The following is a 17,777-nucleotide window of genomic DNA, read 5'->3' on the forward strand; positions in this document are numbered from 1 at the left end:
CACATCCCTATTCGGGAAAATGAATTTTGAATATTACTCCAAAAATGAATATTTTAGTAGAGAAAAATGATCAATATGTACATCTGTGTACACATATATTAACAGTTAGCACAATTATTGATCGGAGTACAATTTATGACAAAATATTTATTGGGACTGTGGACATTGTTTTTAATGAGTTGTGGAAGTGGAATACCATCTGACTATGCGACTCGTTCGACAGTTGACCCAAGCGAGCTAAAATTTAAGAAGGGAGATTGCCTTGAATTTAAAATCGACAGTTTGACTTATGGAGTTGGTGTAGTCTTTGATTTTTCAAAGGACGAGAGTGGAATTTGGTACGGATTACTTTTGACGAATTACGAATCAAGAAACAAGCCTACAATTGACTCTATTCTTAATAGAAGATTTCTTGGACGAAAAATTCAAAGTTCACTAAACGACAAAGGCTTTGAGATTGGAATAGATGCAGAGTATATCCTTGACAGTTTATTGACAGACAATTTCTCACTTGTAGGTAATCTGTCTTTAAATGACAAAGTGAAACTTGGTTCTGAAGGCGCTTCATCTGACATGGAGGGACTAATTCAGAAACTAAAAAATGGAAAAGAAAGACGACTTAGTCCACCTGACGACTATCGAGAACACTTAACAAAGTCGGATAACTTCAGACCTGACGAATATTTTGACGTAAAGGACTTTGTTGAGAAATGAGTAAAAGAAATGGTGCTAACAAGAAGGTATGTAGCATTGCGGAGGGAGCATAAAGTTGTAGTTTTGTTTTCATATCCTTGGCTGGGAATAGTTGAGAAGCTTCAATTTTCATCAATGAAGCTTCTCAACCTAAAGCGTTTACGAAACACCCAGATGGCTTAAACTATTCTCTTATAAAATCGTATTTTTTAGAATATCTCGTCTATTTCTTATATTTGACTTTTGTTTTTATTGTATCTAATATATTTTACATATCGTTTTTTATTTTTTTACAATCTATTTTAAATCTATGAAGTTTAAAATTCTTACAGTAAGCGCATTAGCTCTTGCATTGCATGGCTATGCTCAAAATCCGCAACCCTCAATAATCTCCGGAGGATATGATATTTCCGGCATTTGTACAGAAGGTAAAGTATATGCTTGGGGACAAAACCAATATGGAACATTAGGTACCGGACAAAATGCTCCAATTATTACCCAACCAACTCAGGTGCCTTTTCCAACTGGAGTTTCAATTAAGCAATTAAGTCCAGGATCTGGAAGTCATTTCCTTGCAGTGGATTGCAAAGGAAATGCCTGGGCATGGAGTACCATGAATGAATCAGGGCAATTGGGAAATGGTACAAATTCTATTCCGACCATTGTAGCCCCAGCCAAAGTGAAGGCTGGATCGGGACCGGCAGACAGTGAAGGTAACTTAACGAATGTGAGCTCTGTTGCAGGAGGTTCATCTAATAGTTTTGCACTTCTAACTGATGGTAAACTTGTTGCCTGGGGTTCGAATTTTATGGGGGCTTTTGGTGGAAATAATGGAATGCTGGGTAATAATACTGAAATTGATAGCTATACTCCTGTTTATGTTTTAAATGGCGAAAAAGCGGCAGGGAGTTCATATGCTCAGTTAGAAAAAGTTATTCAAGTTCAGGCAGGTGAATCAGTTGCATACGCGTTAGTTAGCGATGGCAATGGCACTGGAACTGTGTATTCATGGGGTAATGGCGGTAATGGTGAACTTGGAAGATCTCCTAATGGAGGGCCTTATAGCATTAGTTCTGACGGTAGCGGACTCGTAAGTGGTAAAAGTACAGTGGCTCGTCCTGTAGCTTTTAGAGATGGAAAACCCTTAAAGAATATAGTTTCTATAGCAGCAGGTGATGTATTTTGTCTTGCCCTGGATGTAGAAGGAAATGTTTGGGCTTGGGGAAATAATGCATGGGGTGGTTGCACAGGACAAGGCGCTAGTTTTTCAGGGGCACATACTGAGCCAAGAAAAGTAATTAAAGGGGATGTGACAGGAAGCGGTACAGATGGAATTTACCTAAAGGCAAAGTCTATAGCTGCAGGACAAGGTATAGGAATGGCAGTTACTTTAGATGGAAAACCGGTTTCCTGGGGAAACAATGGACCAACTTTTGGAGGTATATTAGGAAATGGAATTATAAATGTTTCCAGTATTCCTTATCCTGTTTATATTATAAATTCTGCAGGTGTTACAGATAAAGATGTTGTATCCATCAGCAGAAGCGATTTGGGAGGATTTTACACCAAGTCAGATAATTCTATAATGACTTGGGGTGTTAATAATTTTGGTCAACTTGGTATTGGATCTACAACACCCCAATATAGAGCCGTGAAAATAACTCTTCCAGCCAATACACCTGACCCTGCACCATATGTATTTATTCCTTCATCAGATACAATACTTTGTGAGAAAAAAATGCCTTTAAACGGGATCACCTTAAATACTAATTTTAATATATCTACAAATGCTGCTAGCTATAAAGTAACTTGGTTTAAAAATGGAGTAATTATATCCGATAAACTAAATGCATCGACAGGACAAACTTTAAAAGTAGAGAGTGCGGCCTCTTATGTAGCAAAAATTGAATACGTTGGTACTAATATTGGTTGTCAATCCTATCCTGCAGCAACAGATACTTTTACTGTAAAGGCATATCCTGCCTCTTTCACGGTTCCAGGTGATTTGATTTACTGTTCTCCTAATTATACAGTATATGTTAACCCTGCCAATCCAAGTTTAAAATCTCAATATTATTGGTATCCAAATAGTAGCAGCACCTTACCAATTGGAAAGTCAAACGGAAATGATCTTGTTGCTTTAAAAGAAAGTGATCTTTTTAAGGTAGGAGATAATGATGTTTCAGTGTGGGTTGAAGAAGCAATTAGTGCAAGAGGAATTGTTGGTCCTGCCAATAATAATTTTGGAACTTGCCAGGGTAACTATCTGCCCTTGGATCAAGCAAAGTCAATAGATGTGCTTATAAAAGTTTTTGAGGATATAACAATAGATAGTATAGATGTATATCAAAAAGAATTTATTGCCAATAATGTGAATACTAAATGGCAGTTTAGCCTTTACGACACAAAGCCATTCCCTGGAAGTGGAGCGTTAATCAGAAATAACAAAATTTCAGATGCACCACTTTATCTCAGTACAAGTTCTGCTACTGCCAATGAGACATTAAGAAGGATTCCGGTTGGTTTAAGTTTAAAAGGTAGTAAAACAGGAGTTACTTACGCTCTTGCTCTTACATCAGGTGGTGTAGTTCAATACTATCAGAATTGTCAGGCAAGTTATCCATATAATGATAATATACCGAATGCCGAGATTGTTCAGTGGACAGGATCTGATCAATTTGGGACTCCTCCTCCAAACGTAAATCAATACGGACATTATATGTTCAATATGCAATTTTCAGTAGCGCAGAAATATTGTAACAGAGTACCTGTTACTTTAAGTAATGGATGCATTACATCTACACTTACTGGTACTACAAATAATAACACAGCTGTGATGCCGAATCCATTTCAGGATCGTTTTTCTTTAAAGACAAATGGAGCATCTAAGTATTCAGTTGTGAATGCCAGTGGAATCTTAATTGAAGAGAGTAAGGTTTCGGGAGATTCTCCTGTGGTATTAGGAGATCATTGGCCAAAAGGATTGTATTTAATTCAACTATACTCTGAAAGCGGAATATCAATTCAAAAGGTGATTAAAGAATAGATAAATACTCTACAGTTGATTTAAGAGAAATAATTCAACTGATGCCTTCGCTTGAAGCGAAGGCATCAGTTGAATTAAGCCAGATTATTAACTTACGGGTTGTTACCTTCCATTAACTTCATTTAGCAAACTGGCTATTAAAAATCTTTCCTAATTCAGTATTATTTTTTTAATACTTTGGAAATGCGCATTCCTGATGCTGTAATAACTTTTACAACATAGATACCTGATTCCATTGGTAATTCTGATAAATCCGTTTCAATAATACCATTGGAATCTATTTGCCTTTTTCCTGAATAGCATTCCTTTCCATTCAAATCTGTAATGGAAATTAAAGCTACTTCATCAATGTCATCAATCTTGATTGACATATTGTCTATAACAGGATTAGGGTAAATTACCATTGCAGAATAACTGGTGTTTGGTTTAATTGTGGAGGTGATATCTCTTTTTATGACATGAAGAGTAATGGTAGCAGGCAAATTATTACTATCGCTAACAGTGGTAGCTTTTATTTTGTAAACACCTTCCTGATTTGGCCATTGCAGATAGTCACCTGAGCTATAATCACCAAGTGTATGTGGAGCTGAAGTGGCTGTTTTATAGAGAGTGCCATTAAGATAGAATTGCACTGAAGTAAACGTGCCAAAAGGATTTGCTCTGATATTTACAGATTCATCCGTGTAAACAGTATCCACTGATTTTAGTGAACGAATATCGGCTTCAGTTGCTGCATTTACAAGAGTGAGAGAGGTTGTTCCTGATTGAAAGGGAGAATATTTATAGAATTCATAGATGGTATTGGTGTAATCGTCTTCGGACTCATTAAATTTTACCTCTTCAGTCTGAAGGGTATAATAAACATCATTACCTGCGGGAATTATACTCCCGATATCAGGCATTCTTAGAGTATCCGTATCGGTATCCGGATATTCTGTGATGAATTTGAATGAATCATTGTTGCTGTTGAATACCCACAGTTTTTTTCCACCTTCTGAAGTTATTATTAAATCGCCTATTGTACAGTATGTACCCAGGACTTTATCAAATGCTCTGACAAGTTGAGGAGAGGATATTCCGTCTGTTCTCCATAGTTCATTGTTATTAAAAATGTAGAGTTTGTCGTTTAAAGGTCTGACATCAACGATGCCATCCATAAATTCTGTCGTACCAGCTTCTGTGCCGTCGGTTCTAAAGAGTCTGTAAGGATTTGAAACCGTAAAATAGTAATATCCATTAAACTCATAACCGGAATTGCTATAGCCCCAACCTACAGAACCAGTCGGGCCAGGATTAATATCTTTAATTAGTTGAGTATTCCCGGCTTCATCTAGTTTCCAGGGCTCTCTTCCATGAGCTGAGTCTATTACTTCAAGCATGGCATAATCACCAAAAGAATTAAGGTAGTTCATATAATCAAATGAACGTAATAAGGTTGTTCCTGAGGTTGTACCATCACTTTTCCATAATTGATGTTGAAAGACGATAAACAAGGTATTTTTTATATAGAATAAGGCATCAGCACTGCCAGACGTAGTTGTAGGAGCCAAATCTTTTATTTGTACTGTACCAGCCTCAGTTCCGTCAGTTTTATAAAGGCGGTCCGCAACCAAAAAATAGGTAGTTCCATTCCAGTAATAGAGGTTGCTGATTGAATTTTCGTTTGCCGGGGTGAATATTTTCACTGGCACTGTGCCTGAAACTGTACCGTCAGATTTCCATAATTGATTTATATATCCACCATCACCGTCAACTGTGAAATATAGGACATTGTCTGAAGCTATCTGCTCCCTGACCTGATTCTGAGTTCCGAATGATGTTAATTTGAGGGTAGATTCGGGTGTTCCATTTGTTTTCCAAAGATTACCATCTTCGAAAAGAACGGTGGAGTTTATTTTAAAGCATTGTCCTGAAACTCCCAAATTGGCAAGCTTTTGAGGCTGAGCCATTGTAATATGAATTGTCCCAAAGAATAAAGTGAATAAAAGTAGTTTTTTAATCATAGCTGGTTTGTTTAGGTTGAATCAATAAAACTTAATGAGGAGATGTGTTGTATTTCCAAACATGGATTATTAAGCGTCTCCATGAATGAAACTAAGCCCATCTCTTTTTTTAAATAAATTATTGCTAATGATATTTTAACTGGGGTTACACTTGAATGTTTAAACGTTAAAGGATTGATCATACCCGTCCTGTTGAAATGGGACCCAGATAATTTTTTCTGTGGAGGCACGATCTTGTAAAGCATGCCCTCTCTCTCCCAAGCTCAACAAGTCTCAATAAAAATTAAACAATTTAACCAGCACCTTTTTGGATATTTTGGATATTAAAAATCTTATCTCGGACACACTGAAATATCAATTGCAACATAATTATCTCCTTCTCTTGTCCCGGTATAAGCTCCCCTTAATTCCAGGCCATGTACACCTTCAATCAGGGTAGGTCAAGTAGAAATTTGGCAAATATTATGTAGAGTGATTAGGAAAGAATATATTCACAGGCCGAAAAAGGACATTCTCTAAAACAGACCTTTTTCCATTCTTTATTAACGGTTTTAATGCAAACACTTCAACAATTACAATCAGGTCAACTTCACGGATCCAAAAGCATCAAACTTTCTTGTGGTCTTTCAGAATTCCCTTCCGAAATATTCGAACTAGCTGATACGCTGGAGATACTTGACCTATCAGGTAACAAGCTCTCAAGTTTACCAGCTGATTTTGGTCGCTTGAAAAATCTAAAGATTGCGTTCTTTTCTGACAACCTCTTTACCACATATCCAACAGTTTTACCCCATTGTCCAAATTTGGAAATGGTCGGTTTTAAAGCCAACCAGATTGTTAACATTCCTGCAGAAGCACTTTCACCCCATTTGCGCTGGCTGATCCTGACGAATAATAAAATAGAGTCTATTCCAGCTTCTATTGGGCTATGTACTCGTTTGCAGAAATGCATGTTGGCAGGCAACCGATTGAAAGAATTGCCTATCGAAATGGCTCATTGTAAGAATATTGAACTACTTCGTATTTCGGCTAACCGTTTTGAAGCATTGCCTTCATGGTTACTTAGCTTGCCAAAACTATCATGGCTCGCTATTGCAGGCAATCCATTCTGCCAGGAAAGTCAACGAGAAGATCATCTGGCCGAAATCGCCTGGGAAGACCTAGAAATAAAAGAACAACTGGGTGAGGGAGCTTCGGGTAACATCTCGCAAGCTGTTTGGCAAAAACAGCCTCCCTTGGAAGTAGCGGTAAAAATATTCAAAGGCGAAGTAACCAGCGATGGCCTGCCTTCGGACGAGATGAAGGCGACTATAGCAGCAGGTACACATCCGAATTTGGTACAGATATTGGGCAAAATAAACCATCATCCCGAACTAAAACAGGGTTTGGTGCTGAGGCTCATTCCTTCCCACTATACCAACCTTGCCGGGCCTCCAAGCTATGAATCCTGTACCAGAGATAATTATACCGAAGGAACAAGTTTTACAGTAAATGCACTGGTGAATATTGCTGCTGGTATGGCTTCTGTTTGCACCCATCTTCATGCCCGAGGTCTGATGCATGGGGACTTCTATGCCCACAATATATTGATAGACCACGAAGCCCACGCCCTTTTGGGTGACTTTGGTGCAGGAGTTTTATACGACATTAGCTCTGAAGTAGCACCCGCATTGGAACGTCTGGAAGTAAGAGCTTATGGCTGTTTGCTGGAAGATTTATTGAATCATATCACTTCTACTGATGTTGATTTGCCAATAGTCAAGAACTTTACACAGCTAAAAAACGAGTGCATGCAAGCAGAGGTGATGAACAGGCCAGGTTTTGATGAAATTAGTAAAAGGATACAAGCAATGGTACCAATATCTAACTAGCCATCCATTAAAAAAGAAGTTGATATATGGATAAATCTGAAAAAGATCTACTCACATACCAACTTCAATATAATAATATTAGAAACTTTAATTTGTCTTATAAAATTTAAACTGACACAGTTTAAATTACACTCCTGCTTTATTTAACAACAAGTTTGTCTGTATAGCTACCATCTTCAGTAAATATCTGTAATATATATATACCTGGCGCAAGGGTTGATATATCTGCCATGTTATTGTCTTGTAACGTTAGCTTGTTGTTAACACCCATTCCATTTACAGCAAATATCTCTTTTACATTAGCACCTGAGTTAATTTCTATAAATCCAGATTCAGCAGGGTTTGGTGAAACAGTTACTGTTTTAACAGCATTCAGATTGCCTGTTTCAACCTCATCTGCAGATCTGAAGAAATTATGTCCCTGGAAGTATTGCCCATTGAATTGATCAAAACCGTATGCTACAGCTCCACCTGCCTCATCGTTTGATGAAGTAAAACATGGATCAACAAGATCCGGCCAGTCATAACCAAATGCACCAGCAGCCACTACGTTGTTTGAAAGGTCGACAGACCAGCCCATTCTTGCTCCCGCCTGGGTTAGTCCTGCAGCAGACCTGCGAACCCATGGACTTGCAGAAGTACCGGCTCTTTCAAGTTGTACTACTCTTCCACCATCTACAAACTGGCCGTAAACCGCTTTAGTGCCTTCAATGGCTACATCCAATATATCACCAGATGACTGGATCACCTGGTCATCCTGCCAGCCTCCGCTCACTAGTTTTATAAGGTGAACAACATTACCCACTGTACCAATGATTGCTCTGTCATTGGATATGTCCACAGTTGTTCCATACCTGCCGTCCTGAATACCAAATCCTCCGGCAATTCCGCTATTCAATGTCCAGTTGTTTCCTCCTGTGTTATGATAGATGTTGACAGAACCATTAGTACCTTGCGATGTCGGAAAGTCATTAGGTGCACCCACGATTATTTTCGTTTCATCATTGCTTATTGCAACAGAAGCCCCAAACCCACTTTCCAGGCCATTGTTAGGCGCAACAAGAGTAGATACATGGTTCCAGTTACCATTCACCAGTTTGTATATAAAAACAGCACCGCAATCAATTCCATTGACGTTTGCTCTTTTCGCACCAACTACAAGAGTATTTCTGCCCAATGCAACCGCGCCTCCGAAGTTGTTTGCAGCTCCAGGGGTGATGTTGGCATTCGTTGGCATTTTTAGTTTCTTGAAAACTGATGAACTGAACTCCCCCGTGTTGTCTTTCTTTACAAGCAATACTGCGCCGGTAGTGCTGTCATTTGACGCACCAATTGCAAGCCATTCAGCCGCTACGGCTACCGATTGTCCTAATTTGGAGCCAATTTCAAAATTGTGTACAAAAACAGAAGTACCTTCATATTTTCTGATTACTTGGCCATCTTTGTACAAGACTGCTCCACCTGTCATCTGAAATCTCCCCTGACAATCAGTTGCAGGATTTTTGTCGTCATCCGGTGCACCTACAAGAATGTAGTTGTCAAACTTTGAAATAGAAGCACCAAAGTTATCACCAGCACTCAGCGAGGAATGCTTTGGAAGTATAAAGTTATCAGCAACTCCTTGTGCCGATGCAGTGCCAGCAATACTTGCAAGAAGTATTGCTGTAGTTAAGATGTTTTTTTTCATTATTATAGGTTGATTTTTTTATAAATGTATTAAGCGTCGGATTAGAATAATTAATCATTTTAAGAACACATCTTATTGCTTAATAAAAGAGTCGTATGAAATGAGATGTGCTACCCTGGCAATAAAGAATCATCGAAATGCAGCTGGCACGCGCTTATAGCGCGTGCCAGCTGCATTTCGATGCAAGGACAAATGTCTATTAATTTGTAAATTTGCATACAAAAAAGTGTTCTGTATAAACTGCCGAAGCCATGTTTATAAAGAGCATACAAAAATCAGTTTCTAACAACTGGATGATTTTGCCTTAGTTTCAGTGGAAGTATTGCATTCACATGAATCTCCTATTTATAATCTTATCTCGAACACACTGATAATATCAATTGCGTCATAATTATCTCATTCTCTTGTACCGGATTTTAAAAGAATATATATAGTATTCTTAGAGCAAATACAATATTCAAAATTTATTAACTAGGAAAATAGAATTCCTATATAGGGAAAGAGAATTCTTACATAGGAAAAGAGGATTCCAACATAGGAAAAGAAGATTCCTACGTAGCAAAAGAAAATTTCTACATAGCAAAAGAGATTTCCTACATAGCAAAAGAGATTTCCTACATAGGAGAAGAGGATTCCTACATAGGAAAAGAGGATTCCTATATAGGAAAAGAGGATTCCTACATAGGAAAAGAGATTTCCTACATATGAAAAGAGATTTCCTACATAGGAAAAGAGGATTCCTACATAGGAAAAGAGGATTCCTACATAGGACTTCTAAATTTCGTTAGGGATTGTAATTGAGTGATGATGAAAGCATTCAATACAAATTTTCATAGTAGACTCCTGATGTATTCATGTTAATAAAGCCACAATCTGCTTTTGTAAATCAATTCCCCCAATACATGAAGTAAGAATCAGATTCATGACGGCCTCTGATATATTTGATTACCCCTTGGTATTTATTAAAAATAATTTTAACGAAAGCCATTGGAGATTCACTTAAACAAAAAAACTATGAGAACAAAAAAAACAATCTGGCCCACCCTGCTGGCCTTTGTGATGCTGGCTTACCAGGGCATAGCTCAGACTATAGTGGTAAAAGGCCTTACAGTGGCTGTTGACATGCCGTCTGCACCATTTCCCGAATCGGCAGACTCTGTTTCAAAAATGATGAATCAGCCAGGATTTGCAGGCTGGGGCCAGAAGGGATCGGTACGTGATTTTTATTACACACAATCTGATGGAAAATATTTGTTGACCAGTACTACAATCAAAGTACATCTTGCCTCTGGCGACCTTAAAGACCTTCCAGCTGCAATTAACGAGCAATATCCAGCAGGATTTACAGATCTTACTCTAAACCCTGACAATTCTATATTCCACTTTAACGTATTGACCAAAGTAGGTGGAGGAGCCTGGGCATTCGGCCCACAAGGTAATCACACTGTAAAAAATAACGGTGTGAATGTAAATCTCGGCTGGGGTCACCTTGTGAATTATGCCCAAGGACAGAAACCTGAAATCAGTGTTATATGCCATGAGGCAGGACATAATATATTTGGATGGCCCGACCATTACCAGACTGCCTGGTCCAATCTGGGAAATTATTGTATAATGGGAATGGGAGGAAGCGAATTTGAGCCGACTGCAGTCAATCCCGGACTAAGATTGCAGAAGAACTGGATAAACAATGTGATTGAAATAGGGAATAAAAGCTACGACACAACAATCACTGCTGTATCCAACAGCTACAATACCATTTTTAAATACACCAATCCATACAACCCTAAAGAATATCTGTTGATACATCCTCAGGTTTATGGAAAATATTATCCTGAAAGAGTAAGATGGGATGGAATTGTAGACCAGGGACTGGCTATCTGGTATGTAGATGAACTAGGCGGGCCCGAACTCCAGGGTCAACAGGAAGATTATTTTGTTAAATTAATAGCTGCCGACAATCAGATCGATCTGAATAACGAGGCTGTCGGTGCTCGAATTTTTCAGGGAGGCGGACTTGCTTATACCAGAACCAGTGGTGATTATGATGATCTTTTCGATAACGTAAAAAATACATTTCCCAATGGTACTCCATTCCGTTGGAAAGACGGAGGTGAATTTGGACTGCACATTGGAAATATATCTGCACCTGGCGCCACTATGACATTCACAGTTTATGCAAGAGCCAATACATTTATAGCACGCTCGGACCAGAATGGTACTATCTCACCCAAAGGAGTCATTAACGCAACCAATCAGGTATTTACATTTTTACCAAACCCCGGTTACGAAATTAATACAGTAAAAGTAAATGGCGCTTCAGTAACTCCTACAGGAAACCAATACACACTTACAGGTACAAGCGGTTCTAAAACCATTGAGGTAACATATAAAAGAAAATCCACCCAGACTCCTCTGCCTTCAGGCTGGGCCAGTACAGACATTGGTGTAAACTCACAATCTGGCTTTGGTGCAGAAAATGCAGGAAAATTCTATATCGAATCTTATGGCAGCTATGTTCAGGGCATAACAGACAACTGTAACTTCTTGTATCAGGCAGTAACAGGAGATGTTACACTTATTGCACGCTTAGCAGAACACAACAGACCAACATGGGAAATAAACAAGATCGGGCTTATGCTCAGGGCATCCCTTGCTACAGATGGAATTCAATCTATGATTTCAAGAATTCCATTCAAAGGAGTATTGGCTGAACAGCGTACCTCTTCAGGCACAGCTATTGCATCAAATCCTGATCACATTGAGGGCCTGCACGTATATGAGCTTTATAACTACCTTAAAATACAAAGAAGCGGGAACAATGTTACCACCTCCTGCTCACTCGATGGTATAACCTGGAAAGTAATGTCAGCACAGACATTAAGTCTGCCTCAACAGGTTTATATAGGTCTTTTTAGCACAGGTGCAAAAGACGGCTATGCCGCCAGAGCTACCTTTGACAATGTACAGTTAAACATTGTCAATAGCTGCATATTTGCCGGTTCGAAGCTTACAGGAACAAGCATCGGAGATGACGGATCATGGAACAATTCAGACGCAACACGTGAGAAAGCTTTTGATAATAATATTCAGACATATTATGATGCTCTGCAAAATGTTGCATGGACAGGTCTGGACCTTGGTTCAGAATTTAAAGTAACCGGAATCAGGTTTGTTCCGAGAGAAGGGCTGACCTATCGTATGATCGGAGGTAAATTCCAGGGAAGCAATACTGCAGATTTCACTTCGTTTACAGATCTACACACTGTAACAGCAGATCCTGCATATGAGTGGAATTGCGCAGCTGTTTCAAATACATCTTCATTCAGATATGTCAGATACTTGGGCCCGGTGGATGGAGCAGGAAATGTTTCTGAAATAGAATTTATCGGATCACCTGCAATCAACCTTCCTCCTACTGTAAGTATCACAAGCCCGGGCCCCAATGCAAGCTTTAATGCTCCGGCTAATATTACAATTGTTGCCAATGCAGCAGATGCAAACGGAACAGTTTCTAAAGTGGAATTCTACAATGGAACTACTTTATTAGGTACAGATAATACATCTCCATATAGCTATTTCTGGTCTAACGTAGCTGCGGGTACATATTCAATTACTGCAAAAGCAACGGATAATGCAGGGGCAACAACTTCACATACTGTTTCTAATATCATTGTCGTTCCCAACCCTCCTCCTACTGTAAGCATTATAAGTCCTGCCGCAAATGCAAGCTTTAATGCCCCGGCAACTATTACAATTACAGCAAATGCTGCCGATGCAAATGGTGCGGTGTCTAAAGTAGAATTCTTCAACGGCACTACTTTAATTGGAACAGACATTACATCACCATACACTTATACATGGTCAAATGTAGCCGCAGGTACATATTCCATTACTGCAAAATCAACGGACAACCTTGGAGCAGTTGCATCACATATTATTTCTAATATAACAGTAATCAACCCTTCTGGAGGTGATATTACAGGTCCAAACTGTGGAGCCAACAATTCAGTTCTTCAATTTGAAGTAGCAGCATCTAAAAGAGTAAACGCTTATAATTACAACTGGTGGTTTGATGGGTCAGCACAAGGTATAGCTGTAGTATCTTCTACAGAAAATTATAAGGCAAAATTAAACACAGGTAATAATTTCAGCTCTGGTCAGGTTTGTGTCGGAATCTCTTATAACGGAGCACCTTATTACTTACAAATCTGTAAAAGTGTTTCCAAATGCACAGGTGCAAGAGAAGATGAATCTGATATGATCGGAAATACTATGGGTGCAGTGACTTATCAGAATCCATTTACCAGCTCTACTACTATTACATTTCCGAATGCCAATCAGTCTGCAAACATACAAGTATTTAATGCAGCTGGTTCAATCATTATAGAAACTGCAGCGATAGGTTCATTTGAGTTTGGAAATAACCTAAAGCCAGGCTTCTATTTTGTGAGATTAAACTTTGATGGCAGAACAGAGACAGTAAAGCTAATCAAGGAATAAAACAATAATACTGTTTGAAGATTTAATAAGGCAGGAAGTAGTTAAAATGCTTCCTGCTTTTTATATCTGTATATACTACTCTTCTTGACTCCGTAATCTCAATATACAGGAAAAGTTACAATGCTAAAACTTATGAATAATGTTCCTCACGCAAGGGTAATGCAGGTTAAATTACTCCGTGAGCCATTGCTTTTGTCAGAAGTTCACCGGTAGTTTTTACATCCATCTTTTTTAACATATTTTTCCTGTGATTGTAAACTGTGTGTTTACTAATGAACAGAGCATTGGAAATCTCTTTGCTGCTCATCCCTTCACCTATCATAGTTAAAACTTCTCTTTCTCTTGCAGAGAGATCAAAAGGATCACTACCGCAGAGAAAAGATAGCACACTCGTGTTGCGGAATATACCGTTTGCGTCACGTTTTGCGAGTACAAGATTTATCGTCTCGTCTTTTTTTATATCGGTGATATCAAACATCATCTTAAGACCAAACAGGATTTTGTTGTTTTCATCAGTATGCAACACTTTCATCTGATGCAAACACCAGCCTTCTGTACCGTCAATTCTTATAAACCTGGTTGAATAAGATACTCTAACATCTTCAATAATTCCAGCATCCGCGCTTTTTTGAAAAAAATCAAACATTGTCGGGAAGATTTTATGGATAATTATATCCGCATGTGCAGATGGAAAAATGGAAATAGTTTTAACAAATCCAGATTCATAAAATTCTGCTCTTTTATGTCCGGTAATTTCTTCAAAATTTTCACTCAGGAAAACATATTCCTTAGTCTGAAAATCCGTAATCGCGACAACCCCAGCACTATTCTTAAGAAATTCATAGAAGGCAGGATTCCTGAGCAGAGTTTCTCTATCTCTTCTGCTAAGCTCTTCTTTACTTGAGAATTTATTCACAAGGTGGTTAAGCTCATTTTGCATCTGATAATATGATCTGTTTCCCAAAATTGGCCGAGTGATTGTGCTCATGATATAGTTTTTGTAAGTCAAATTGCAAAAGAAAATCCATTTTTGCAGGTAATTGTTGGATAATTTAAGAACGACTACTCTAATTGTAGCCAGAATATGACTTAACTCACATAATAAAAGCAAGAACCAAAAGAACCTCAAAAGAAAGAGAACAAAAAAAAGACTGCGAAAATTTTCCAGTCTCATTTTTGAAGGTGTCTTGCTCACAAGGAGGCATCTATCTTTACGATCAATCCTATCCCTCTAATGCTATAAATCTTATAAGCCAGTTTTTATTTTTATTAAATTAGAAAAAAAATCTTTCGATAAAGTTCCTTCCCATCTTTACTTATTATAAAAATCCATTGTCCTTTTACTACTTCATTTTCTCCTTCAAGTGTATAATTAGAATATGTATATGAATTAGTTACTTTAGGAGCATTATAAGTTAATTCTTTTAAGGTCTTACCTTTTTGATCCTTCATTCCATCAGGAAATATCCATGTAATCTGTATAATAGTATTTTCTTTTTGGTTGCTAATCAATTCGTATTCTATGCCAAATTGTGCCCCTAATTTTGCATTAATAGTATCTGTCCGTTCAGTTATTTGTAGCTGATATGATGTAGTATTATGATGTCCACTTGGTGAATTTTTCATTTTAGACTCATATTGTTTTTCAGTCCTGGATTCCCCATAATTTATCTCCCTAACTTTTAAAACTTTTTCACCTTGAGCAATTATAGTCTGGGGGTTAATTAAAGCTAATATTCCGATAGTAAGAATTAAAATTTGTTTCATATATTTATTAAAACTGCGTATAATAGTTTAGGTCTTGCCGGAAGCATTAACGTTCATGTGAACAATTTAATATACATTATCATCATTTAAAAATCTTCTCGACAACAAATGTTTCCGATTGCTCCCCAGGCCGCAAAATCGTTCTGCTAACTAACATTTCCTTCTCATCGAATCGATTAACAAAAATGATCAGACCTGATAAATAACCATCAGCCTCTACTCGAATTGAGTCAACCTTATTATCTGTAAAATAAAAGATCTCCTTTCTTTTTTCGCTTATTATCTTTCCCCTTTTGAAAAGGCTGACAATGGAATCAGGTATAGAACCCGATCCCGAATAAAATACTTTTTTTGTAAATAGACTTTTATATAAATCTCCATAGTCTATTCCTTCTGCCGCAGAAACTCTTCCAAGTGAATCAAGGTAGAAAATTGTAGTATCCGTTTTAAAATCATCAACTCTTGAATACTGGTAAATTTTATCAGAGCTATCTTTATAACTATGTGAAATATCCCAATCTCTACATGAAATGATGCTCCCTCTCAATCTTCTATAATTGCTGTCATAATTGGAAGAATACGAAGCTCTCATGCCTAAAGTACGATAAGTGATATTTTTATTCTCACAACTCACATACATTGAGTTGATATAGATTCTTCCGACTCTTGAAGACTCATTTTTTTTAATAATCTTCTGCACAAAAGGATCAAGCTCGCACTTTATACATCTAAGACCTAGAGAATCATTATTAAGAAAAGTTAAAGGGAAATTAATTACAGGAAATTCCTGATTGAGATTTACAAGCAAAAAACTTCTCTGGTCAGACTTAATAACCTTGTTCTTCTTTGCAGAACAACCAGCGACTGCTATAACCAATAAAAAAGTTATAATTCTCCTGAACATGATTTACATAAAATGTAATAAACAAAATATGTTCCCATACTCACTCTCCTCTTCCCTTCGAAGCTGCCAGCACTTTCTTAAATATCACGGGGAAACTTTTCTCCAGAAACACTCCCGATTGCTTATTTGGATCAACAACCCTTGTATTGTGATTCACTGCTATAACAGTATTAAGAGCTGGTATTATAAAAATAAATTGCCCTCCATATCCAATTGCATACCTGACTTCATACCCCTCAAAGTCCGCGCTGTACCAGCAAAAATTATAATATGAATTTTTCAATCCCCATGGCGCAAGCATCTTTTTCTCTTTGGGAAAAACCTGTTCTATGTATTTTTGAGATATTAAAACTTTGCTCTTATGTGTTCCCTTATTCAGGATTAGCCTGGCAATTTTAAGCATGTCGTCTGTCTTAAACTGAACAGCAGTTCCTCCTCCATCATAGAAACCATCATGAAGTTTAACCCATTTATGATCAGTAATACCTAAAGGATTAAGTAAGTATTTATTAGCAAAGTCTGCAGTTTCCATACCAGTGGCCTTTGTTACAATACCAGAAAGCAAATGAGAAGCAGGTGTACTATAAGAAAATTTACTTCCAGGAACAGCATCCATTGGCAATGACAATAGAAACAATGATGGATTCGGACTATTAAGCCATTGGTCACACATTGAATTTGGCCATTCAATAGCAGCAAGTCCAGAGGTCTGATTCAACAGATGTCTGATTGTTATTTGTTTTTTCAGTTTAGAAGTATCATCCAGAATTACAGGATAAAAATCTGAAATGGTCTGGTCTACGCTTTTTATAAAACCCTTATCGATAGCAATACCAATAAGTAGTGCCATGATACTTTTAGTTTCTGAATGAATATGAAAATAAGTTTCATCATCCTTGCCATTATAAAACTTTCTGAATGCCACCGTATCATTCTGAAGAACAACAGCTGAATATAAACCAGGAATGGTCTCAAGTTCTTCAAGATTTAATTTATTCTGACTTTGACAGGAGATTGTAATGAATGATAGAAAAATTATGAAAAGCTGTTTCATAGAAAATCAATTTATTGAAATTAATCAATCCAATAGTTATAAAAAAATGCAGAAATGATTTATAAAAAAAATACTTCGTTAAATACTTAGTGATACGATCCCCGATTTCTTTTGGTGAATATTTGCAAATACCCTGATCCAACCTATTTTATATGCCACCTATTTAATTAATCTAGAAAAAGATAGAATCTGCCAGGAGACCTTGTCTAAAACACTAAATTTAGTTACCAGAGGCATATATAAAGACGT

Annotated in this window: 10 protein-coding genes; 4 read left to right on the top strand and 6 right to left on the bottom strand. The window is 37.6% G+C overall.

Features of this window, described 5'->3' with window-relative positions:
• Positions 1 to 135: 135 nt before the first annotated feature.
• Both K350_RS0114760 and K350_RS0114765 read left to right on the top strand, forming a co-directional pair.
• The gene (locus K350_RS0114760; protein WP_156027049.1) at positions 136 to 714 is read left to right on the top strand and encodes a hypothetical protein; all 579 of its coding nucleotides are present in this window, start codon (positions 136 to 138) and stop codon (positions 712 to 714) included.
• Between the two features lie 289 nt (positions 715 to 1,003).
• Entirely contained in the window at positions 1,004 to 3,739 is a 2,736-nt protein-coding gene (locus K350_RS0114765; RefSeq protein WP_028980568.1) for a T9SS type A sorting domain-containing protein, read from the top strand.
• A gap of 161 nt (positions 3,740 to 3,900) precedes the next feature.
• On the opposite strand, the gene K350_RS0114770 is transcribed toward K350_RS0114765, so the two are convergent.
• Positions 3,901 to 5,742 carry a T9SS type A sorting domain-containing protein gene (locus K350_RS0114770; protein WP_081671015.1) on the bottom strand — a complete coding sequence of 614 codons (1,842 nt, stop codon included), beginning with the start codon at positions 5,740 to 5,742 and terminating at the stop codon, positions 3,901 to 3,903.
• Between the two features lie 554 nt (positions 5,743 to 6,296).
• Here K350_RS0114770 and K350_RS0114775 point away from each other — a divergent pair.
• Positions 6,297 to 7,613 carry a leucine-rich repeat-containing protein kinase family protein gene (locus K350_RS0114775; protein ID WP_028980570.1) on the top strand — a complete coding sequence of 439 codons (1,317 nt, stop codon included), beginning with the start codon at positions 6,297 to 6,299 and terminating at the stop codon, positions 7,611 to 7,613.
• Positions 7,614 to 7,752: 139 nt separating this feature from the next.
• On the opposite strand, the gene K350_RS0114780 is transcribed toward K350_RS0114775, so the two are convergent.
• Positions 7,753 to 9,300 (bottom strand): T9SS type A sorting domain-containing protein, encoded by a 1,548-nt coding sequence (locus tag K350_RS0114780; RefSeq protein WP_028980571.1) that lies wholly within the window; start codon positions 9,298 to 9,300, stop codon positions 7,753 to 7,755.
• A 1,014-nt stretch (positions 9,301 to 10,314) separates the two neighbouring features.
• Here K350_RS0114780 and K350_RS31305 point away from each other — a divergent pair.
• Positions 10,315 to 13,803, top strand: coding sequence for an Ig-like domain-containing protein (locus K350_RS31305; protein WP_028980572.1), 3,489 nt, complete (start codon positions 10,315 to 10,317; stop codon positions 13,801 to 13,803).
• Between the two features lie 166 nt (positions 13,804 to 13,969).
• Here K350_RS31305 and K350_RS31310 read toward each other — a convergent pair whose 3' ends face one another.
• The 4 genes from K350_RS31310 to K350_RS28950 all read right to left on the bottom strand — a co-directional run bounded on the left by K350_RS31310 (position 13,970) and on the right by K350_RS28950 (position 17,528).
• Entirely contained in the window at positions 13,970 to 14,791 is an 822-nt protein-coding gene (locus K350_RS31310; protein WP_028980573.1) for a LuxR C-terminal-related transcriptional regulator, read from the bottom strand.
• A 281-nt stretch (positions 14,792 to 15,072) separates the two neighbouring features.
• On the bottom strand, positions 15,073 to 15,570 hold the full coding sequence (locus K350_RS0114800) for a DUF3859 domain-containing protein (RefSeq protein WP_028980574.1): 498 nt from the start codon (positions 15,568 to 15,570) through the stop codon (positions 15,073 to 15,075).
• A gap of 82 nt (positions 15,571 to 15,652) precedes the next feature.
• Positions 15,653 to 16,474: a hypothetical protein gene (locus K350_RS0114805; RefSeq protein WP_028980575.1), complete on the bottom strand. Its 822-nt coding sequence runs from the start codon at positions 16,472 to 16,474 to the stop codon at positions 15,653 to 15,655.
• A 40-nt stretch (positions 16,475 to 16,514) separates the two neighbouring features.
• A complete protein-coding gene (locus K350_RS28950) occupies positions 16,515 to 17,528 on the bottom strand; it encodes a serine hydrolase domain-containing protein (RefSeq protein ID WP_028980576.1) in 1,014 nt (337 codons plus the stop codon).
• Positions 17,529 to 17,777 lie beyond the last annotated feature (249 nt).

Origin of the sequence: Sporocytophaga myxococcoides DSM 11118 (assembly GCF_000426725.1) — a bacterium.
Taxonomy (GTDB): Bacteria; Bacteroidota; Bacteroidia; order Cytophagales; family Cytophagaceae; genus Sporocytophaga; species Sporocytophaga myxococcoides.